This is a genomic window from Bacillus arachidis (genome assembly GCF_030285945.1).
GTDB lineage: Bacteria > Bacillota > Bacilli > Bacillales > Bacillaceae_G > Bacillus_A > Bacillus_A arachidis.
Genome location: NZ_CP127376.1, coordinates 2616409 through 2638038 on the forward strand (window position 1 = coordinate 2616409; position 21630 = coordinate 2638038).

21 protein-coding genes and 2 pseudogenes are annotated in these 21630 nt (G+C 34.2%); 5 read left to right on the top strand and 18 right to left on the bottom strand.

Annotated elements, in window-relative coordinates; genetic code table 11:
• Positions 1 to 15 precede the first annotated feature (15 nt).
• From QRY57_RS15025 to QRY57_RS15065, 9 genes and pseudogenes are all read right to left on the bottom strand, one after another.
• Positions 16 to 1059: an ArsR/SmtB family transcription factor gene (locus tag QRY57_RS15025; protein ID WP_286015425.1), complete on the bottom strand. Its 1044-nt coding sequence runs from the start codon at positions 1057 to 1059 to the stop codon at positions 16 to 18.
• Positions 1060 to 1246: 187 nt separating this feature from the next.
• Positions 1247 to 2406 (bottom strand): IS3 family transposase gene (locus QRY57_RS15030; protein ID WP_286015426.1). Its coding sequence is split into 2 segments (ribosomal slippage): positions 1247 to 2148 and positions 2148 to 2406, totalling 1161 coding nucleotides; the frame shifts between segments, so codons are not numbered across the junction.
• A 149-nt stretch (positions 2407 to 2555) separates the two neighbouring features.
• Positions 2556 to 3203, bottom strand: coding sequence for an alpha/beta family hydrolase (locus QRY57_RS15035; RefSeq protein ID WP_026592897.1), 648 nt, complete (start codon positions 3201 to 3203; stop codon positions 2556 to 2558).
• Between the two features lie 73 nt (positions 3204 to 3276).
• Positions 3277 to 3390: pseudogene (locus QRY57_RS15040) on the bottom strand (ArsR/SmtB family transcription factor); the annotation flags it as partial.
• A gap of 132 nt (positions 3391 to 3522) precedes the next feature.
• Positions 3523 to 4422 (bottom strand): phosphotransferase enzyme family protein, encoded by a 900-nt coding sequence (locus tag QRY57_RS15045; protein WP_286015427.1) that lies wholly within the window; start codon positions 4420 to 4422, stop codon positions 3523 to 3525.
• A 293-nt stretch (positions 4423 to 4715) separates the two neighbouring features.
• Positions 4716 to 5219: a GNAT family N-acetyltransferase gene (locus tag QRY57_RS15050; protein ID WP_286015428.1), complete on the bottom strand. Its 504-nt coding sequence runs from the start codon at positions 5217 to 5219 to the stop codon at positions 4716 to 4718.
• Between the two features lie 174 nt (positions 5220 to 5393).
• Positions 5394 to 5972 carry a kinase gene (locus QRY57_RS15055; protein ID WP_286015429.1) on the bottom strand — a complete coding sequence of 193 codons (579 nt, stop codon included), beginning with the start codon at positions 5970 to 5972 and terminating at the stop codon, positions 5394 to 5396.
• Between the two features lie 4 nt (positions 5973 to 5976).
• Positions 5977 to 6519 (bottom strand): GNAT family N-acetyltransferase, encoded by a 543-nt coding sequence (locus QRY57_RS15060; protein WP_026592893.1) that lies wholly within the window; start codon positions 6517 to 6519, stop codon positions 5977 to 5979.
• A 14-nt stretch (positions 6520 to 6533) separates the two neighbouring features.
• Positions 6534 to 6917 (bottom strand): VOC family protein, encoded by a 384-nt coding sequence (locus tag QRY57_RS15065; protein ID WP_026592892.1) that lies wholly within the window; start codon positions 6915 to 6917, stop codon positions 6534 to 6536.
• A gap of 314 nt (positions 6918 to 7231) precedes the next feature.
• Between QRY57_RS15065 and QRY57_RS15070 the strand changes: the two genes are divergently transcribed.
• The gene (locus QRY57_RS15070) at positions 7232 to 7477 is read left to right on the top strand and encodes a hypothetical protein (RefSeq protein WP_026592891.1); all 246 of its coding nucleotides are present in this window, start codon (positions 7232 to 7234) and stop codon (positions 7475 to 7477) included.
• 77 nt (positions 7478 to 7554) lie between these two features.
• On the opposite strand, the gene QRY57_RS15075 is transcribed toward QRY57_RS15070, so the two are convergent.
• The 4 genes from QRY57_RS15075 to QRY57_RS15090 form a co-directional block, all read right to left on the bottom strand.
• Positions 7555 to 8928: a vWA domain-containing protein gene (locus QRY57_RS15075; protein ID WP_286015430.1), complete on the bottom strand. Its 1374-nt coding sequence runs from the start codon at positions 8926 to 8928 to the stop codon at positions 7555 to 7557.
• A gap of 183 nt (positions 8929 to 9111) precedes the next feature.
• Positions 9112 to 9834 (bottom strand): CPBP family intramembrane glutamic endopeptidase, encoded by a 723-nt coding sequence (locus tag QRY57_RS15080; RefSeq protein WP_286015431.1) that lies wholly within the window; start codon positions 9832 to 9834, stop codon positions 9112 to 9114.
• Between the two features lie 24 nt (positions 9835 to 9858).
• Positions 9859 to 10392 (bottom strand): DUF2812 domain-containing protein, encoded by a 534-nt coding sequence (locus QRY57_RS15085; RefSeq protein WP_026592890.1) that lies wholly within the window; start codon positions 10390 to 10392, stop codon positions 9859 to 9861.
• Positions 10393 to 10399: 7 nt separating this feature from the next.
• Entirely contained in the window at positions 10400 to 10717 is a 318-nt protein-coding gene (locus tag QRY57_RS15090) for a PadR family transcriptional regulator (protein WP_026592889.1), read from the bottom strand.
• A 216-nt stretch (positions 10718 to 10933) separates the two neighbouring features.
• Here QRY57_RS15090 and QRY57_RS15095 point away from each other — a divergent pair, with 216 nt between their 5' ends.
• The 3 genes from QRY57_RS15095 to QRY57_RS15105 are packed head-to-tail and all read left to right on the top strand — an operon-like array spanning position 10934 to position 14101.
• Entirely contained in the window at positions 10934 to 11863 is a 930-nt protein-coding gene (locus QRY57_RS15095) for an AAA family ATPase (protein ID WP_286015432.1), read from the top strand.
• Positions 11860 to 13023: a DUF58 domain-containing protein gene (locus QRY57_RS15100; RefSeq protein ID WP_286015433.1), complete on the top strand. Its 1164-nt coding sequence runs from the start codon at positions 11860 to 11862 to the stop codon at positions 13021 to 13023. Before QRY57_RS15095 ends, QRY57_RS15100 begins: the two co-directional genes overlap by 4 nt.
• Positions 12998 to 14101, top strand: a complete 1104-nt coding sequence (locus QRY57_RS15105; RefSeq protein WP_090690107.1) for a DUF4018 domain-containing protein — start codon at positions 12998 to 13000, stop codon at positions 14099 to 14101. The genes QRY57_RS15100 and QRY57_RS15105 overlap by 26 nt, the downstream gene beginning before the upstream one ends.
• 47 nt (positions 14102 to 14148) lie before the next feature.
• On the opposite strand, the gene QRY57_RS15110 is transcribed toward QRY57_RS15105, so the two are convergent.
• From QRY57_RS15110 to QRY57_RS15120, 3 genes are read right to left on the bottom strand one after another with little or no spacing between them, the layout of a single operon-like run.
• Positions 14149 to 14442, bottom strand: a complete 294-nt coding sequence (locus QRY57_RS15110; protein ID WP_026592885.1) for a putative quinol monooxygenase — start codon at positions 14440 to 14442, stop codon at positions 14149 to 14151.
• Positions 14443 to 14480: 38 nt separating this feature from the next.
• Positions 14481 to 15119, bottom strand: a complete 639-nt coding sequence (locus QRY57_RS15115; protein WP_090690111.1) for a nitroreductase family protein — start codon at positions 15117 to 15119, stop codon at positions 14481 to 14483.
• A gap of 30 nt (positions 15120 to 15149) precedes the next feature.
• Positions 15150 to 15578, bottom strand: coding sequence for a MarR family winged helix-turn-helix transcriptional regulator (locus tag QRY57_RS15120; protein WP_208017664.1), 429 nt, complete (start codon positions 15576 to 15578; stop codon positions 15150 to 15152).
• Positions 15579 to 16200: 622 nt separating this feature from the next.
• Between QRY57_RS15120 and QRY57_RS15125 the strand changes: the two are divergent.
• Positions 16201 to 18149, top strand: a pseudogene (locus tag QRY57_RS15125) (GTP-binding protein).
• Between the two features lie 480 nt (positions 18150 to 18629).
• Here QRY57_RS15125 and QRY57_RS15130 read toward each other — a convergent pair.
• Both QRY57_RS15130 and QRY57_RS15135 read right to left on the bottom strand, forming a co-directional pair.
• Complete coding sequence (locus tag QRY57_RS15130) at positions 18630 to 19733, bottom strand: lipocalin-like domain-containing protein (protein ID WP_208017666.1); 1104 nt, start codon at positions 19731 to 19733, stop codon at positions 18630 to 18632.
• A gap of 768 nt (positions 19734 to 20501) precedes the next feature.
• Positions 20502 to 21485, bottom strand: a complete 984-nt coding sequence (locus QRY57_RS15135; RefSeq protein ID WP_286015434.1) for a DUF4003 domain-containing protein — start codon at positions 21483 to 21485, stop codon at positions 20502 to 20504.
• Positions 21486 to 21630: the final 145 nt, after the last annotated feature.

Sequence of the window (21630 nt, forward strand, 5' to 3'; positions counted from 1 at the left end):
TGTACAAATGCATAATTAACGATTTAAATAAAATTCCAACTCTTTTGATATAGCCTCTAATGCTTTCTTTTTTAAACTATACTTAGCATCTAGAATATCAACTAACTTCGCAGATCTTAAAATTTTTAAATGATGATGAATTGTTGATTTTCCAATATTCAACTGCTCCGTTATCTCCTGCAATGTACGATCTTGTTCAAACAATAATTTTACAATGCGTAACCTCGCTTCATCACCCAATGCTTTATGTTTATGCACTAAAAAATAACTTGGCTCATATGGATCTTCTGGATATATACTTTCATTTGCAATTGGATAATGAAATATTTTTATATTTTCTATATCAGCTTCGATATTCCATGGTCGATACGTATATTGCGGGATAAGAAGAACATGATGTACACTGGGCTCTGGAGAATAAGTAACACCGCCTGTTGCCCATTCAACAAATTCTTCTGGTTGCATTTTTTCATTCATTTGACGTTTCGTTTCATAGTCTTGTTTTAGTATGCGTGACAGTTTTTCCGCTTTAGGTTCTATAACAGCTTCATACCATCCTGTCATCACTGCAGTGAGGTGCTCTGTCAGCTTTTTTATATCCACTTTGCAAATAAAATCGATGTAAGCAGGGAAAAATGGATTGCTATTTGTGATTTCTTGTAGTTCTTGAACTGCTTCCTTCTCCCCATTGGCTGCATTCTTTCTCATTTCTTCATATTTATAGCCGACAAATGGAATACATATATACTTTAATTCAGATTCTGACAACGAATTGATATACTGAGTAAACTCATATAAATCCTGAAAATCTTCTTGATATAATAGTTGCAGTAATGCTTTCCACGTATTATGTTTCTCTACGAAATGTAAATGCTCTTGCATTTCCACCGATAATGTTTGTCTAATCTCCTCCCATTCATTTCGAGATTTTTCTAACGTATCAATCAGCCTAGTATTCGTAATGGCTGCAATCCCAAGAGCACATTCGAAAAGTATCGAATACTTTACTTGAACGTCATATGTTTCCCTTTTTCTACTCGTTACATGTAAAACTTCCATTGTATCCCTCCTTATTTTGTTATGTATTAAATTCTATAAATATCGAATTTAACCTTCTATAATTTTAGAATTTTAAAAAACCTAAAAAAAAGACGCATATATCATTGGTACAAAATTAAAAATAACCATAAAAAAAGAGGTGCTAATTGGTCACATCCCCGTCAAGTAGACAATAATAAAAAGAGTTTTATGCCACGGCCTTTTCCCGATATTCTATCGGGGAAAGGCCGTGAAGTTTTTCTTGGAATCGCTCTTGATTGTAAAATGTGATATATTCTTGGATTGCTCGATAAGCTGTTTCATATGTTTTTGGACGCACTAAATACAACTTCTCTGTTTTTAAATGAGAGAAGAACGATTCAATACATGCATTGTCAAAACAGTTCCCTCGTCTAGAATGACTTCCTTTTATCTTTAATCGTTCTAACTGTTTTGCGTAACTTTTTGATGTATATTGAAATCCTTGATCAGAATGTAGAAGGGTTTTAGTAGTACGCTTGATTCCTTCTAACTGTTCTAATGTAGATAGTACAAGCGCTAAATCGTTTCGATGTGATAACTTCCATGCCACGATTTCATTGTTATACAAATCTAAGACAGCTGACAAATAAGCAAATTCTTCTCCAATTCTTATGTATGTAATATCTGTTACTAATTTTACATGTCTCTTATCCGCATAAAATTCTCGATTCAGATGGTTTTGAAACACAATCGATGCTTTCCTTCCGTAAAAAGGACGTTTTTTCCGAATCATAGAACGGATTCCTAATTCATGCATCAAACGTCTAACGCGTTTGTGATTCATATACATTCCTTCACGAATCAAAGCGCGGGTCATACGTTTGTATCCATAATACGGGTGTTTCCGATGGATAGATAAAATATGCTCTTTATGCCATGTATCTTTTTGACGGCGCAACGCTACATGGGAGCGGTTTTTTCGCCATTTGTAGTAGCCAGCTTTCGATACCTCGGCAATTTGTAATAACCAACGAAGAGGATATAATGTGCGTAGTCTATCGATAATCGAAAAACGTTCTTTCTTTAAGACCATTCCTTCCCGTGTAGATTTGGATTGCGCTTTTTTAAATATTCCACCTGTGCTTTCAAATAAGCATTTTCTTCTTCTATACTATTAAAATGCTTTCGCTTCCATATGCCACGTTGATCTTCAAACGATTGTCCTTTTTCGTAACGTTTCACCCATTCAACAATTTGAGCGTCACTTTTAATTCCTAACTGTGCTCGAATGAATTGTAATGTTTTTCCTTCCTCTAATCGAAGTCGAACGGCTTCTTGTTTTACTTCTTCTGTATATGTTTGAAATGATTGTCCTTTTTTCGCCATAAAAAAATCCCCTCCAGATAAACAGTATTGAGTCCATCATACCAGATGGACTCTTTTTTACTGTCTACCTAAATGGGATAATACCAATTAGCACCTCTTTTTAAACTTATTTTAGCACTTAAATTAACACCCACATGAATATCATTTTGTCACGAATTTGTCCTAACAGTTTCTTGGAGTTTTTCCATTACCCTTGATAAAGCTAAAATTGAATTTGTTGTTTCAAATTCTCCAACATTTAGGGAATGGTTTACATTTTGGATAACATCAATCGTTACATTTGATTTACTTAATTGGTCAATTTGATTCGCATTGTAATAATGGTCTTTATCCCCGATCACTAAAAGCCCTTCATGTTGGCTATTCAAGATTGAGTCAAAAACCGAATCAAAATTTATTAGAGGAGTGAATAAAATCATTTTTGACTTTAAGAATTCATCTCTCTTCATTAGGTCATTCGCAATTGGAATTGTTCCAAGTGATTTTCCTAAAAAAATCGAATTGTTGTATTGCCCATTTTTTAAAACATCAAAAATCACAGGGTTAATATCATCCATCATTATTTTTGTTATTTCTTCAATCGTTTTTTTCATTGTTTGCTCATCATAAGAGTAATGAATATGGACAATATCGATTTTATTTTGGAGCATTAACATCGTCGAATAATAGAACAAGGGTTTATCGTAATTGTAACCTGAACCTGAAAACATAAAGCAAATCGTTTTGGAACCCATTTCTATATGTGTATAACGAATCACCTTGTCGTTTGTTTGTATCTCCTTTTTCTTTCCTTTCATCATTTTCCCCTCCGAAATTTTTATAATACCATAATATAAATTTCCCTATTACTGATTACCCAATCTCTCCTCATTCAACTTGAGATTTTTCTAACGTATCCATCAATCTAGTATTCGTAATGGCTGCAATTCCAAGAACGCATTCGAAAAGTATCGAACACTTTACTTGGATATTATATATTTCCAGCTCCTCCCTAACACTTCCTTTTTATTAATTAATCAAATATTGAAATATTCTTTAATTTAGTGTAGTGGTTGCTCGTTTAATAAAAGCACCCGTTAGTGCATTAATAAAATGTACTGTACATGTCGAGACATCCTATAAAAAAATAGAAAAATCATTAATACCTGCATATGGTACTTGATTCTTGATTTTATTTTTTAAGCTATGTAAGGTGTATGCTTGCCATTCTTCTAAATTATTCATATCCCATTTTTGTATAAATAATTGATACAAATAAATCTCTCTTATTTTTAAGAAAATAGGAATTTGTATCATTATATCCTTATGAAGCGTATTTTCTGTTTTATATCCTGCAAAAAAATTACTCATAAATATATCACAAAAAGAATGTGTATTGCCATTGAAGAAGCTATGTTGCCAATAAGCATGATAGAAAGCTACTGCAATATCTTGAGCATACCAATTAAATGAGCATTCATCAAAATCAATTGTAGTTATACGACCTTCCTCATCAATAATTAAGTTTCCTTGATGGTAGTCATTATGAATAAGTCCGAAAGTATCAGGAGTAATAGTATATGAAGTTAGACTATGCACCAACTCTTCATATTTCTCTTTAATCCATGGATCTAACTTTCTTCCAAGATTAAAGACATCAGGATTTTCAACTTTCCATTCTGGACGTTGTATTGCTTTTAATTTAAAATCTTTGGATAGTGCATGCATTCTTCCTAAATTTTTACCGAGTTTTTTAAAAACCTTTTCATTCCAGTGGGATTTGTTCGTAACATCAATTTGATCACCCTTAATAAATTCAAAATATGTTTTAACTCGTTCTTCCTCATACCCTAAAGGAATTACTGGCTTAGGTACAAGTACACCTTTTTCATATAAAAAATTCATCCACTCTATTTCTTGTAAAATCATCTCCTTTGTTTTACCCTTTTCAGAAATTCTAACTACCCTTTCTTTCTCTTTAATATAAAATACGTCGTTATTAAATCCTCCATTCAACCTAACACGATTTTCTAACATCCTGTTTTCCCCTTAAACTCTCAATTTACAAGAACGCTTGTATTTAAACAGTAGCATAGTAATTTCTTTGTCTCTTCATTTACTAACCTGCATCGTTAGTTTAATAACACAGTTTCTTGTTTTTCTACTAACATGTAGTCCAGTGAAATAGAACATTCTTTTCTTTAAGCATTACAGAAACAACTTTATGATTCGTAAATAATGATGTCGGTTATTTAACTTTATCTCATCACCATCAATAAAAAGTGAGAGGTTCTTCAAAACAAAAAATAAATGTTAAGAAAAGTTTCGTCTTACGTGTATTTCAAAATCTTAGACATGTAATAACTATCAACTAAGTTTCCATCCATGATACAAGCGGCTCTTTTTATTCCCTCAATCTCATAACCTAATTTCTTATATAAAGAAATTGCTGATGTATTATTTATCCTTACCGTCAATTCTAATCTAATTACACCAATCGTTTTTGCCCAATTTTCAAGTTCTTTAAATAATTGGGTTCCAATTCCTTTTCCGCTATTTTCACGTGTTAGACCAGCAACAATATAAACACTATGTCTAATTCTTTTAGGTTTACTACCAATTGCCATCAAATATCCTACTAATTTATTTCCAATCTCAGCAACAAAAATAGCTGAATTAGAAGATTGAGATATTTTTTTGATAATATTTTGTTGCTGTTCAATTGTAGTAGCTCTTTCCCCTTCCTCAAATAACATGAATTCCGTTTCTTCATCAATCTTTCTGCACAATTTTAAAAAGGGTTCTGCATCTCTTTCCATAATGAGTCGAATCATGGAATATAACCTCACTTAAACTAATTTGCCATAACAATAAATAATTCGACATATGTAAATCAGCTTCTTTAAATTAAGGACTTTGAAAATTCTTGTCCTCTAAAACGAAAGAACTAGCATTATTAAGCTAAAAATGTACTAAAATTCTCATTCCTACATTGACAAGCATTAGCTCTATCCTTTTAAAATTAAATCAACATTTTGCTGCGGCCTTTCCACTTTCAAATAAAAATCCTCTGCTTTCCAATATCTATGTTCAAACTTTAGAAGATTCTTTTGTGTTTCTTCATGCTCGCGAAGAAATCTTTGTTCCCGCGAGCAATCTAAATACACTATATAATCAAAGTATTCTCGCCACTCTTTCCGCTGAAGAAAGACTCCTTCAATTACGATCACACAAGGATTCGGCATGATTACCTCTCTCATTTCACACGAATCCGTTTGATGATTATAGAACGGAAGGTTTAGCTGATTTTCCATCTTTATTTTTTGAAACAACTGCTCTTGCAACCATTGAACATCCCATTGTAATTGATAATACTCATACCACTCTTCATATCCAGTATCATAGCGCTTACTACGCTCTACAATATGATCATCGATATGAAAAATATGAAACGGAATACCTTTTTGTTTCATATCTCCTTCTAGCTGCTTTACCAATGTTGTTTTCCCCGAACGACTTAAGCCATCTATTCCTAAGATAAATCGATTACTTATATTTTTTGAAATGAGTTCTATTAATTTTTTCAAAATACTATCCTCGCCACTCTTCTTTTAGTAACGAATAGATTATAGTATCATGAGCAACACCACTTTGAATCATATATTTTCGAAGTAATCCTTCTTCCTGAAAACCAGCTCTTTTCAGTAATCGATGTGAAGCTTCATTTTCTGTATAAACAACTGCTGCAATCCTTATTAGCTGCAGTGTTTCAAATCCATATGTAAGAATTGCTTGTATTGCCTCAGATGCATAGCCTTTTCCCCAATATGTATCATCTAATTCATAGCCAATTTCAGCTCTTTTATGATTTGGATTGATTAAATGAAATCCGCATGTGCCAATTAATTGATTCGTTCCTTTTAATTCAATCCCCCAACGAATGACATTCCCTTCTTCATATCTTTTTCTAAATGTCTGAATCATATTTTTCACTTGTTCCATAGTTTGAAAAGACTCCATTCCAAAATAACGGATAACAGATTCTTTTTCAAAGTAATCAAACATTGTTTCAGTGTCTAACAATGTGAGTTCTCGTAATTTTAAACGTTCTGTTTCTAAAATTGGAAACCCCATTCCCTTTTCTCCCTCTACTCTAATGAGCTGCAAATTTCGATGTAATTACCATCTGGGTCTGACACATAAGCAATCGTTTGTCCCCATGGTTTCGTGATTGGCTCCACCAATACTTTTACACCTTGTTCTCTTAATTCCGAAATTGTTTCTTTCACATCCTCCACAACAAATCCAAGTTCAAAATTAGAAGATTCTAATGCACCATTTGGAATCGATAACCCAGTTAACTCCCGTACATCCTCTCTACTATTCAACGCTAAAATCGTCGTTCCAGTATCAAATTCAATGTATGTATCATGTTCACCCTTTATTGGTAAGGTTAAAATATCTTTATAAAATCGAAGACACTCTTCATATCGCTCTACATACAAAATGACATATTTCATTTTTAAATTCATTGTAATCTCCCTTTCAAATTCTCTTCTAAAAATTCGACAAAGGATGTAGAAAACCTTGTTTACATTCCAGTATTCATAATAATAAGCAAAAAAAAAGAAGACCGATTTCTCGGTCTCAAACATATTGGCATAAAACAGGAGATTGGTTTGGACATAACCAGTTCATACATTTATTATATTTTATATTTTCTGAATTTTAAATATAATATTCAACAATTCATATTGAGAAACTTTTTGACAGAAATCATGAAACATAGCTGCTTTTGAATAAATTTTCCCATATAAAGAAATGCTACAAATGGAGGTGTATACATATGGAACCAATGCTTTGCCCAAGTTGTAAAACAAACCGCACTCGCTTTAATATTCTTGAGCAACAAGTAAAACCAGTAAAATTAAATCCACAAACAGGACAAGTTGAAGAAGAATACACAAACGAAACAATGAATGCTTTTCATATGGCATATCAAGGACCTTCATATCGTGTCCAATGTGCAGTATGTGGGCTTGTGGAGAACCCGGAACAGTTTATCAAACCTGCGCAAAACCAATCATTTTAACACTTGAAAACTTGATTCGTCCTTAACGATCCAAAAGGTAACCTAAAAATCTCATTACCTTTTGGATTATCTATCAATTACTCGCTTTTAACCGTTCCACTCATCTCTTCATAATGCTTTTTTACCTTCTCTTGAAATTGACTATATGCCACTTTCACTTGTTTTTCCTGTTCCTCAACTAACTCGTTTATCCTTTTCTCTATTTCTTCTGCTAATTCTTGACTGATTTTCTTATCTTTATATAAGGTTGTAACTGTGTGTTTCATAGCAATCTGAACACTTCTTACATTTTCTTGCGTTTTCCGCTCATATTCATCAAGTTTCATTTTATCACTTACACTAGCCATATTTAAATCTACTTGAGCTCCAGCAGCTTTCAACTTTCGACTCGTAATATCTTTTCCTGTTTCTTTAAATTGATTTTGTAATTCTTTTGCATTATTTGCTAGTACGTACTTACCCTTACTTGCTTCTGCGATCTCCTTCAGCTGTTTGTTCGCTTCGTTATCTACTTGAAATCCAATAATATTCATAATAGGCTTGATGTTTGAGTGTGAAATTTTTTGAGCCTCTTCAACCGGATTTCCTCCACACGTTTCCACTCCATCACTTACTACATAAATAATATTCTTGTCGTCTGTTTTTGCAGATTGGAACGTTTCTGTCGATTTTTTAATTGCTTCAGCGAGCGGTGTCCAACCTACAGGCTGAAACCCATCTAATGATTGACGGAACGTTGTTTGATCATACTTTTGTAATGTGTATACATTTTCAATTGCTCCGCATGAAGCCGCCTTATCCTTTTCATCATTTGATCCTTTATGTCCGTATACTCGCAATGAAACATGAACACTCTCTGGTAAACCGGAAACAAACTGCTGAATTGCCTCTTTTGCAATCTCCATCTTCATTTCCCCATCAATTTTACCAGCCATACTACCACTCGCATCTAATAATATTTCAATGTTATAGTTTCCACTATCCTCTTTATTTTTTTGCCCCCCCTTCGTACCAATGCTGCTCTTTTCTTTCTCCTCAAATCCTCCTATCTCTAAAATCTGTAACGGTATTTTATCAAACGGCGTAATATCCTGCTTTAACAAACTATACATCGTATGTACATATAATTCTGCTTGCTCACTATTAGATTTATTCTTCAAATCGGCAGATTTTATATTCGATTCTGTATCACGAGCCGCCTCTTTCATAATCGGTTCCGATTCTTTCGATATGTCTAATAGCCCCACTTTATACTTTCCGTTATATTTTCCATTCGGATATTTCGTCATTTCTTCAAATGTAACAGGAATAGAATGAACAACTTGTTTTTCATTATCTATTTTCTTACTTACATTCTTGTTCTCTGTTTTCGTTGTTTCTGTTTGCGTACTACAAGCATTACAAAAAATAAAAATGATACATATCAGTGTTAGTTTATATACCCTTTGCACATTTCTTCCCCCTAACTATATCCATATACAATTAATCCCATTTACGAATAATTATAACAGAATAATCTTATCTTTCAGAAAAATAAACAAAAAAATTACATATACTCCTATAAACTCTTAAACCTAAAAAACGCCACTTGTTTTCCAAGTAACGTTTTTTCATTCTCCATATATTATTAAAGCTTACTTTAAAATTACTTTTCCTTTTAACACAAATAATCGAACAAGTACAAGTAAATCAATTATTATATGTAATAGTATAGACGGATAAATGGAACCTGTTGTCACATACAACCTTCCAAATAGGAAGCCTAGAATCATTGTCCCGACTATACCTTTCCAACCTTGATAAATGTGAGCCAAACCAAAAATAATGGAAGAAACAATCACCACTCCCGTTGTCGATAGCCACGGAAGCAATTGTGTTAAGTAATTCATCATGAATGACCGGAATAATAACTCTTCTGTAATACCTGCTGTAATACAAATTAGAATCCAAATCACAGATTCTCGATAGTTAGTAGGAAGCATTTCTGAAAAATTGCTCATTTGCTTTTCAGTATGTCTTTGAAAAACCTTGCTTTTCTTGATCGCAATAACTGAGATGATCATACCAATAAACGCTCCTACAAGCATTGAAATGTTTACATTTTCTACATGATGGATACGAATAGAATCTATAGACGTTAGTTTGAACCCATACGTTTCAAAAGGAATATCAATAAAGTACGATGTTACTAGCATAATAGCAGTTAATCCCCACATAGTACTCATTGTTCTTATATAAAATAAAACTCGCGCATTTTGATTCCTTTTTATATCTTCTTGCAACTTATTATACCAGCGCTTACCAATTATCCCTTCTCCTAAAACTAAATATACAAATAGGGCGGTTAAAATAACCATCTCAACAGCCTCCTTATTACAGTTCTACAAAACTTCCTTTTTTAATTCTCGTATCTTCCAAAATAACCTTATTAATACATATACATCTATACACACGCAAATCCCTAGAATAAGTTTTATCCAAATAGGACTATTGACCGAAGGCCCTAAGTAATTCAAATACACCCCTAGTATCATAATGACCAAGATAGGTGCAAAAAATCTCATTAAATCCATAAGTTTTTCAATCTTTGTTTCTTTCTCAGAATAAATATCAGGTAATTCATTATCATCCGTTACTTCTTTAGAAAAATAGTGCCATTTCGTAAAGCTTGTGACATGCTTCCAGCCAGACATCTCATAGATTTCAATGTATTCTTTTTGATTCATTTGTGAGTTTCGATTGTCTAGTTTGAAATCGGCTTTATAAACAACATCTTTCGGCTCCGTTTTCTTAAATGTATACATAAAATTGTAGTTTTGGAATGCCCAGCCCTTTTGGTGCATTTTTCTTAAATACGCCTCTTCTTTTTCTAGGTTCCACGCCGCAAAAAATTTTAATGTCTTCTTAATCTCCATACTGTCTTCACTCCCCTAGAATATTTTCCCCATTTTGAACAGAACGTTGTAACCTTTTAAATTCAAGTTCTAACACTTCTCTACCAAATGGGGTTAACACGTAACATTTCTTTCTATCTGTAGATGCTACTTCAACAATTAGTTTTTCTTTCAAAAGCTTTGTCGTGTTTCCATATAACGTACCAGGTCCAAGTTTTACTTCCCCATTCGTCATTTCTTCCACCATTTGCATAATCCCATAGCCATGCATAGGCTCTACTAGTGACAACAAAATATAATACGTTGCCTCTGTTAATGGAACATATTTCTGCGCTTTCACACTCATTATACCTACCTCCGATACATCGTCACATGATATATCGACACACGATACATCGTATATCGATATTGTATATCGTATTCCAAATAAATACAACTAAAAACGATGGGATTTTTAAAATTTTATATTTATTCTATACAAAAATATTATTATATTAATTTTCAGAAAAATTTGTTAAAATATAACAAATACACTTGTCTACTTTTTGAAAGGGTGATACATATGATAAATAAATTAAAAGAAAATATAAGTTCTGTTTTTGTCGGAAAAGAAAACGTGGTTGATTTACTCCTGGTTTCATTACTTGCGGATGGTCATATATTACTTGAAGATGTACCTGGAACAGGAAAGACATTACTAGCGAAAACAATTGCAAAAAGTATTGGTGGCGATTTTTCTCGTGTTCAGTTCACTCCTGATGTGCTTCCGAGCGACGTAACAGGAATTGAATACTTTAATCCTAAAACGAGTGAATTTGAATTAAGGTTCGGGCCAGTCATGACAAATATATTGCTAGCAGATGAAATAAACCGAGCTATGCCTAGAACACAATCTAGTTTATTAGAAGCAATGGAAGAGCGCCAAGTCACACTCGAAAAGCAGTCTACGCCTCTCCCTAAACCGTTCTTTGTTATTGCGACGCAAAATCCTATTGAATCACAAGGGACTTTCCCGCTTCCTGATGCACAGCTAGATCGTTTTTTAATGACCATTTCAATTGGCTATCCTTCCCCAGAAGACGAACTAAAAATGATGCGCCGTTTTCGAAATGACAGACCTTTAGATAACATTCGTTCTGTTATCACTTTAGAAGATATTTTACAAATGCAACAAAAAGTAAAAGAAATATACGTATCCGAATCGTTAGAACACTATATCATTCAACTTGCTAATGCTACACGAAATCATGATTATATCGCCAACGGTGTGAGTCCACGTGCAACACTTGCCTTAGTTAGGACGATACAAGCACTAGCCTATTTACATGGTCGTGAATACTGTACGCCTGAAGATATACAATTCTTACTTCCTTACGTATGGAAACATCGTCTTATTTTATCAATGGAGGGTGCTCTGCGCACGGCGAAACAGAAGTTAATTGAAATTATTTTAACGGAAGTAGACGTTCCTGTGGAGATTGAGCAATCATGAATTATACACGTATTGTAACCGTTCCATTATTTTTCCAGCATCACATTATAAAACTAACAATTCCGGTTGCTTTGTTTTTAGCGTTCTATGTAACAAATTCATATTTAGTTGTCCCATTTTTGTTTTATTATTTATTTGCTTATTTTATTTATCGTTATACAGCATACATAGATAAGCATTTTCAAATTATCGATAAAAAACAAACAACACGCTTATTTCCTGATGAAACAGGCAGTTTATCAATTCATTTACAAAACAAAGCTAAACTTCCTTTAGTGAATGGCACTTGCTTTTTACATATCAATCCAACCTTAATACCAAATCAGACAACTGGCGTTGAGCAAATATCTAAAACGTTATTTTCTTTTCGCTTTTCACAGCCTGCAAAGTCGGAACAGAGATGGGAATTACCGTTTACAGCTACAAAGCGAGGGGTTTTTAAAATTGAGCAATTTGAATGTATTATAGGTGATCCATTTCATATCATTCAAGTTCATCTGCCTATTGTAGATAAATTGAAGACTGAAATTATCGTTTATCCTACTTTAAAACGTGTTGCAGGGTTACAAGAGATACATCAATTAGCAATAGGTACTTATAAAACAAATTTTTCTTATTTCCATGATGAATCTTCCATTATTGGGATAAAGAAATATGAGAGAGAATCTTTTCGAAGTATTCATTGGAAAGCGTCTGCTAAAATGCAATCTTTACAAGCAAAACAATATGAAGCAGTCAAAAACTATAGTTGGACAATCTCCCTTTACTTAGGAGCAGATCGTGGAATTGGCTGGAGAGAAAACATTGAAGATTTAATTTCTTACACCTCTTATTTGTGTCAGTTTGCAACAGAGAAACAGATTCCTTTTGAATTGTTTGTTAGTATCTTTACGGAAGATGGCCCTTTATACCTTTCATTAAATGAGGGGCACTTACACTATGCAAAAGCGTTAGAAGAGCTGGCCCGTATTTCCGAGGACAGTACATTACTTTCACGTGAAGGCTTCCTTCACTATTTAGATAGAAAAAAAGAACGTTCTTCCATCCTATTCTTTATAGGAATACGAAAAGAAGATGTACCAAATATGAAACAACAAACGTATCTAATTACGGATGAAGGGATGGTGGAACAACTTGAAAACATGGCTCCATTACGTTAATGATTTTCTTCTTCTACTCCTTCTTTCTCTATTGACGGAGCAAGAAAGAACAATTCCCATCATCCTATTTTTAATCATTAGCTTTCTTTGTACGATTCCCATTCATAAAATGAAGACCAATAAGCGAAGAGCTTTCATTTTACTATTTATTCTACAAGTTATACTTTGTTACGTATTTTCTATCTTTTCTATCGTTAGCTCTATCTTACTCCCGTTCTTCTTTTACATCGTCCATGCACGGGATGACATAACAGCATACCATAAAATGCTAGGTGCCTTTTTATGGTTCATTGTTTCTTATTTTCTTCATTTAATGAAGTTACCTTCTCTATGGGTACTAGGCTTATTCGCTTTATTTATTCTACTGTCACTTTGGATTACTAGTTATAATAAAGATCAAAAAACAATTCGTTTTGTATCTATCACAGCAATTGGAATAGTCAGTCTTCTATTCTTCTTATTTATTCCGTATATACGTATCGTACTCTCGTATCTTTTCTACTGGGTAGCACTTGGTTTTGGCTATGGTATCGAAGCATTATTATCTATTACAAATCCAAATGATGCTACAGAAGCAATAGAAAAGTTAGGTGGAACGAGTCCAGAACTTCCAGAATCCGATCACCCATACGATGCCTTTGTTGCTCAATCCGTTACTGCTTCGATCATTGGAATCATTGCTGCATTTGTAATTTGGAAGCTGTACAAAAAGAGAAAATCCTTTCACCTTGGGAATATATCCTTTTATAACTCTGGTACAGTTATTCAAGAAGAAGGTATATTGCAAAAAACAACCCGAATGACGCGCCCACCAACGAACGCCATTCGCAAAGAAATATTCAAACTAGAAAAGAAATTAAAACCACCTTTAAATAGAAATCGTGGTGAAACGATTGACGCATGGATGGAGCGAATTCAAAGAGAAGAAGGTGCCTCTATTCAATTCGATATAATTATAGAGACATACAATGCTGTACGGTATGCTGACCAGGAAAACACTGAACTCTTCCGGCAATTTAAAGAAGAAGTAAATAAACTTTACGCCTATCAAAAGACGTTAAAAAAGAAGAAAAAATAAAACACCTCCTCGACAACTCTATTTTAGAGTAATCGAGGGGGTGTTTCTTATTTTACTCGTTGTCCATCATAAACCTGAATATCTAACGGAGCAGTTAAAAACTGATTCGCCTTTTTAACAAAAGAAGTAAAGTGTCCACTTGCATTATGGCTAGCGACTGCTTCTGCATCTTGCCAAACTTCTACCATAGTATATGCACTTTCTTTTTCAGTATCTTTATATAAATCATATGATACGTTACCACTTTCTTCTCTTGAAGCATGAATGAGCGGCCTAATTTCTTCTACAAATGCTTGTTGTTTTGCTGAATCTACTTGAAATACTGCGTGAATGATAATCAAAGTGCTTCCCCTTTCATTTTCTACGAACTTTTTCAAAATTACTTCCACTGGGCAACTTTATCGATTGACAGACGAACTGATTGATATCCACTATCGGCTGCTTTCCCAATTGAAATTAGCATAACTGGTACATAACGGTCTTTATCTAATCCGAAAGCTTCTGCAATTTTGTCTTTTTCAAAACCGCCAATTGGACATGTGTCATATCCATATGCACGTGCAGTCAACATAAGTTGCATTGAAACAAGACCACCGTCAATTAATACTGTATCTTTCATTACTTCTGGTGAAACTGTAGAGAAATACGCAGAAAGCTTTTGCATTTGATCTTCTTTTACTTCAGCTGGCATAAGCCCACGTTCTACTGCTGTACCATAAATCTCTTCCGCATTATCAAAGTTTTGTAAATCACCAAATACAGCGATCATTGCTGATGAAGTTTCTACTTGAAGTTGATTAAATTTCGCAAGCGGCGCAAGTGTTGCTTTCCCTTCTTCACTATCAATCACAAGAAAACGCCAAGGCTGCATATTAACTGAAGATGGAGCAAGCGTTGCCTCTGTTAAAATTTCTGTCATTTCTTCTTTACTGATTTTCACAGTTGTATCATACTTACGAATCGAACGACGTCCTGTTAAAATTTCTGTAAAATCATTTGTTTTTGTTACGTTACTCATAGATGTAATCTCCCTTTTTCCATTTTATATTTAGACTTCTTGTATGTTTTCTTCAATGCGATTTAGCATATTTAAAAGGTTATCGCGCTCTTCTTCACTTAACCCTTTTAGCGCAGTCGCTGCAAAACGCTCTTTCTCTTCTTGAAAGGCATGAATTTTATTTCGTCCATCTTTCGTAAGAGAAACTAAAGTAATCCTATTATCATCTGGATTTTTACGTCTTGTAATCATTCCATTTGCTTCAAGCTGTTTTAAATGCCTTGTAATTGCAGCATGATCAATATTCACTTCTTGTTGAAGTTCTTTTTGACTAATTTCATCAACCTCATATAACTGAAGTATAAGCTCCAGCCTAGATTGACTCATACCTGTACAACCTTCAAACTTCGAACTTACTTCTTTATTAAGAAAGTGTATTTTATATAAAATAATCGCTTCCTTTGAACATGAATTGGTCAATTTACTCCTCCTTTGCAAAGGCAACATATAATTATTTGATACATCAATAATTGATACATCAAATAATATACCCAATTAAAATTTTAAGCAACTATTTTGTTTTTTTATTTTTGGCTGACATAAAAAAATAAAACCTCTTCCCTTTTACCATAACCTCCATGAACAATATAAAGCCGTTTCCCTATAATAAAATTGGAAAACGACTGCAACTTTCTTACTTATTACAGATTTTCACCAAAGAACTCTGTTAACTTCGCTACTGCTTTTATGCGACGTTCCGTTTGGAGTGCAGCCACAGTATAGCTACCAGTACAAACAAAAGAGTTGTTAAATAATCTACCGCATATCGCACCTCTTCATCTCCTACTAATTATCATCCTTCAACAATCTAGCTTTTACTTGGTATTGATGTTCCCTAAACCTTGAGTCAATTTTCTTACCACCTGTTTTCTCCCAAAATTTAATACTTCATCATGTTACAAATTACAAAAAATTCCTTATAATAGAAATATCATACAAGACTGGAGAGTGATTGTAATGCGGCAATTTATTACTAAAAGAAATGAGGACATGAACATGAACATGAACATGAACATGAAAAACGAAATGAGGATTTTAACATATGAAAACAATAAATATAGGAATTGTAGCGCATGTAGACGCTGGAAAGACGAGTTTGACTGAGCGTATTCTTTATAATACCAATGTAATTCAGGAAATGGGTCAAGTAGATAAAGGAAGTACACTAACAGATTCGATGGAGTTAGAAAAACAACGTGGAATTACTATTAAAGCGGCTGTCGTTTCATTTTTTATAAATGATCTCAAAGTAAATGTAATTGACACACCAGGTCATGCTGATTTTATTGCTGAAGTAGAGCGATCTTAGTAATATCTGCGGTAGAAGGTATTCAAGCACAAACCAAAATTTTAATGAAAACTCTGCAGAAACTAGGCATTCCGACCATACTATTCGTCAATAAAATTGATCGGAGTGGTGCTCAAACTACTAAAGTAATCCAACAAATACGGGATATGCTTACTAATCAAGTACTCCCACTATATAAAGTGAAAAATGAGGGGACAAAAGATGCGTGTATCATTCAAAACGAAGTACATGCTGCTGTATATGATGAGTATATTGAACTTCTAGCATCACATAATGAATCGTTACTTGAATCCTATGTAAATGGTGAAGTATTACATGAAGACACTTTACGAGATGAATTTTGGGATCAGATTCAGCATGCAAATGTATATCCAATCTTTTTCGGTTCAGCGATGACGGGTATGGGTGTCCCCGAATTACTTGAAGGTGTTTCAAAAATGATTCCACAGAATGTTTCAAACAATAACCGAGATGAAATTTTATCAGGAGTTGTTTTTAAAATTGAAAGGGAACCTTCTGGAGAAAAAATTGCATACGTTCGGATATTCTCCGGCTGTTTACAAGTAAGAAAATATATTAATATCAATCGAAAACAAAGTGACGTAAACACCACTTCACACAAAGAAAAAATAAAAAAGCTTCATATATTTCATAATGGAAATGCTGTTCAATCCCCTATTGTTGGCACAGGAGAATTTTGTAAGGTATGGGGGCTTTGCAACATTAGAATCGGTGATGTAATAGGTGAATGGTCAGATAAAGTGAAAGACATTCACTTTGCAGAACCTCAAATGGAAGCTGCAATTGAAGCGCGGCCAAAAGAGAAAAAACATAACCTATATCAAGCACTCGTAGAACTATCCGAAGAAGATCCACTTATAAAAGTAATGAAAGATGACATTCACAATCAAATCTATATTCGGCTGTTTGGTGAAGTTCAAAAAGAAGTGATTGAAACAACTTTACAGGAAAAATATAATTTAGAGGTTTCTTTTTCAAATACAAGAATTGTATGTATAGAAAAACCAATTGGAGCCGGAAATGCTGTAGAAATCATGGGTGAAAACAATAACCCATTCTATGCAACGATTGGCTTTCACATTAAACGTGGTGCACCAGGTTCTGGTATCACTTATAACTTAGAAGTCGAGCTTGGCTCATTGCCTTTAGCATTTCATAAAGCCATTGAAGACACTGTATTCCAAACGTTAAAACAAGGCTTATATGGATGGGAAGTCACTGATATCGTCGTAACATTAACGCATACCGGCTATGCAAGTCCTGTAACGACAGCTGGTGATTTTAGAAAACTAACACCACTTGTCTTAATGGATGCTTTAAAGCAAGCCGGGACCAATGTATATGAACCAGTAAATGAGTTTGAATTAACGGTACCAACGCATTCAATTAGCACAGCAATGTATAAATTATCAGCTATACATGCAGCTTTTACAGAACCTGTACTTCATAACGAATCCTTTTGTTTAACAGGAACTCTGCCGATGGCCCAAACGGAGAATTTTAAGCGCATACTGCATTCTTTTACGGAAGGTGAAGGTGTCTTTATCTCTAGATCTTGTGGATATAGTAAAATCGACTCAAAATTCCCGTCGCGAAAACGAGTAGACTATAATCCACTGAATCGAAATGATTATTTATTGCATGTGCTTCGTGCTTATTAAGTGAAAATACTAGCATGCTCTGTTGTTCCCATAATCAACCTCCTTTTATATTGATTTGTTAAAAGAAAATAAATTTATCAACTTGAGCATAGAAAATAAAAAAAGAGAATCTAAAGAAAGTTCAATTCCTTAGATTCTCTTTTTCTCTAGTATTTCACGAGCAATATGACACTTTTATCGGGACGTTTAAAGTATCGTAACTAAGTAGAGAATTTATTATCAAATTATACTTGAAAACCAATTACTATCCATTCATCGACAACATCACAGAAATTTAATACTTCATCTTCGGGAACTATCCCCATAGTATGACTGGCATAATAGTAGACACCAATATGCTTTCAACTCGTATTCCGAAACTTCACAAACAGGAAATAAAAAGAGCGCTCTATCCAGATAAGCTCGAAAAACAAGGTTTTGTAAACAATCTGATCTTTCACACATTATGAGTGAAAAGTGAAGCTATTAATTGTCTCTTAGCTAATTGTTGATGATAGCATATTTATTATTCCCGAAGAACATTTGATCCCATAAACCCTCAGCTTTATAAATTTTTTTCACACCATTCAATTCATGAGTTAGTTGAACATCCCCTAAGATACGAGTATAGGTAGGGTTAGCTCCTGACTTTTTGGCTATCAAAGCCTGAGTAGAATCCAAATTGTCTAATAAACTTATTGAAACAATATCCCTATTTCTAATAAATTCTACTGTATAAGACTCAAAACTTGAAATAGGTTGAAGGTATATTAAATGGTTATCCATAAACTTTTTAGTTTCGGGATGTTCTATAATATCTTCCCTCTGAATTTTAGTAAGAGATTGATCGTCCGATATTATTTTTCCATCTTTGGCTAACATAAACACAGGCAACCTTTTGTAGTTATAATTCTTCTCAGCAATAATGTCGCAAGCAATGATGTCAAAACCATCAACTTTAGCTCTTCCCCAATACCAATGATTCATCAATTTCTCCATGCCAATATTGCCCCAGTTATGATCATGGTAACCAGTCCCATTTAATTGAATCATTTTATCACCAATAGTCAAAGTAGCTTCGATTGTCGCGGATGGTTGAGCAATAAACCATGCAAAGAAGTGCTCATCTCGGTCTCCGTAGAACCAATGACCGGTGTTTGGACGCCACATCGGTAATTTTGACGTCATTACAGCATGATATTTAATATACCCTTCTTCAAAATGAAGGACATATTGTCCATCTTGATATTTGAGGTAGGATTTGTTGATATTGACATCACAAATATCTTTTTTAGCGTTAAGCCTGCTACCTTTAGCCTCTTGAGAAGACATAAGGATTTTGGTGCCATCAGGATATGTAATATCAATTTGGACTGTAGGCCATGCTGGTCCAAGAACATCAAAGTGGTTTTTTGTGTAAAAGGTAGTCACCACAGTTGTTCCGTCCTCAAATTCGGCATCAGTATACCACCACTCAAAAGAACCCTCCCTTCCATCTGTGCGCATGCCATCCTCTTTTGGCTGCGGTTCTGTAGGATGAATATTTAATTTTCTATAAGTTTCCTCATCATTTGCCAATCTAACTTGTTCTACGTTTACACTCATTTTAACAACCTCCATTTTGTAATGTGCTAACGACCGAAAACTGATGATTGTAATAAAATTGATAATTGTAATGTTTCTTGTATACAGTATAGAAAAAAACACCATATAATATATTATAATTTTCTAAATATATGTTCATTTGTTTTCTTTCGTATTATTGAAGTTTATGTTTTTTTAAGATTAAAAGATTTTATCATTAACAGAAGATTTAAATGATAGAGGGATACTAGAAAAAGTTATTGAATAGCATTTCTTATACTTACTGCACTTATATGAAACCGACATACAACTTCCTAAAAATGCAAATATTTTTTATTGATTTAACATCTTTCGATAAAGTGAAACTTTAATCAGTGGGGGGTTCTTCATCCCCCACTGATTATTAGCCCTCACCAATCGGGCTTTTACGGACAGTTCATCTCCCACCTAACTTCTTAAAGAAAAGTGGAAGTGGCTCGTCTAGAATGTGAGGGGGATGGAGCTTCTGACGTAGAGGTGTTTTTTACCTCGCAGGAAGAAGCGAAGCCACCGAACATTCTAGCCACTGGAACTGGACAATGCTTTCGCTGAATTTTGAGGTGGGAGTGTTACTATCCGTTAATGCGGCATAAAATTGGCTATTTACAAATAGTAAGTGGGGAATATTTGACGCTTACCTCATTAATTTAACATAGACTAAGAAGTCGCTCGTCAGCAGACAAGCGACTTTTGAATTAAATATTAATCTATGTAACCCTTTTTGAAAAAGTTCATGCCGCACATTGCATGTTATGAACCACTGCTAGCAGAGGTTGCTGCAGAGGAAGCAGTAATTGCTGCTAGCATAGCTGCCTGCTGCGCCTGAATAAGAACCTCTACCATTGTTTGCAAGCCTGTGCTGGCAGCCTGACTTTCCGCACCTTTCTGACTTACGAACAGTTGGATCGCAATAAGAATATTTGCATCCGTATGCCAGCGGAATAATTTGTCCCCCTGCAATTTTCCAATGAATGCTCGAATAGAATGAACCTCTTTCTCTCCATCCTCAAGCAACGCTAGTAGCCCGATAGCCGGATAATGCATCTGTTTCACTTTTACTTTTTCTTGCTTCATCATGTTCCATATGTTTATGTAGCGTGCTACCAAAACATCTTCACTTACATCTTTCTTTAACGAAAGAATATGGCTTAAAAATTGAAGATCGTTTCCTTTGCGCATGCCAGCTGCCGCCAACTTCTGATAGAAACGTTCCACCCGGTCCATGAGCGTCTCTACTTTCTCTTGTTGCCCTGCTAGCAAAACAGCGAGCGGATAATCATTTGCACTTGTAAGAAAGAAATGATCCTCTTTCATGCGTTTATATACTTGCATCGACCGCTGAATGCGTGTGTCATGCTGCCCACTTTCTTCTGGTAAAAGCGCTGCTGCTGCGAGATAAGTAAATATACTCCGGCTAAAGCCGCCAGCAACCAAACGTTCATATATGTCTAGAAACTGCTGAAAGGCTTTTTTGTAATGCGTAAAGTGAATATCTAATGTTGCTGCAACTACAAAACGATGATAAGACTTTAAGTATGAAAACATCCCTACCTGATCCTTAATATAGCTACTAATTTCTAAAAAACGTCCAAGATCAAACGGTTTATCGCTACCTGTATACATAGCGGCAATCATCATTCCTGTCCGAGAATCACTCGTTTTCCACTTTAGTTCCCCTTTTAACTGTGCATATATATGTGTGTATTGCTCCAGTTTCTGCTGTAATGTGATCATAGCAATCCCCCTATGTTCCTTTTGTGCTTCTCTTCTATCATACTATAACTCTATATTTAGGAATATCATTTCCAATACATATTTTGGAACCTTATACTTTCCTTAGTATATTTTCTATAATCCCCTATTAGTTAAAAATAAAGTC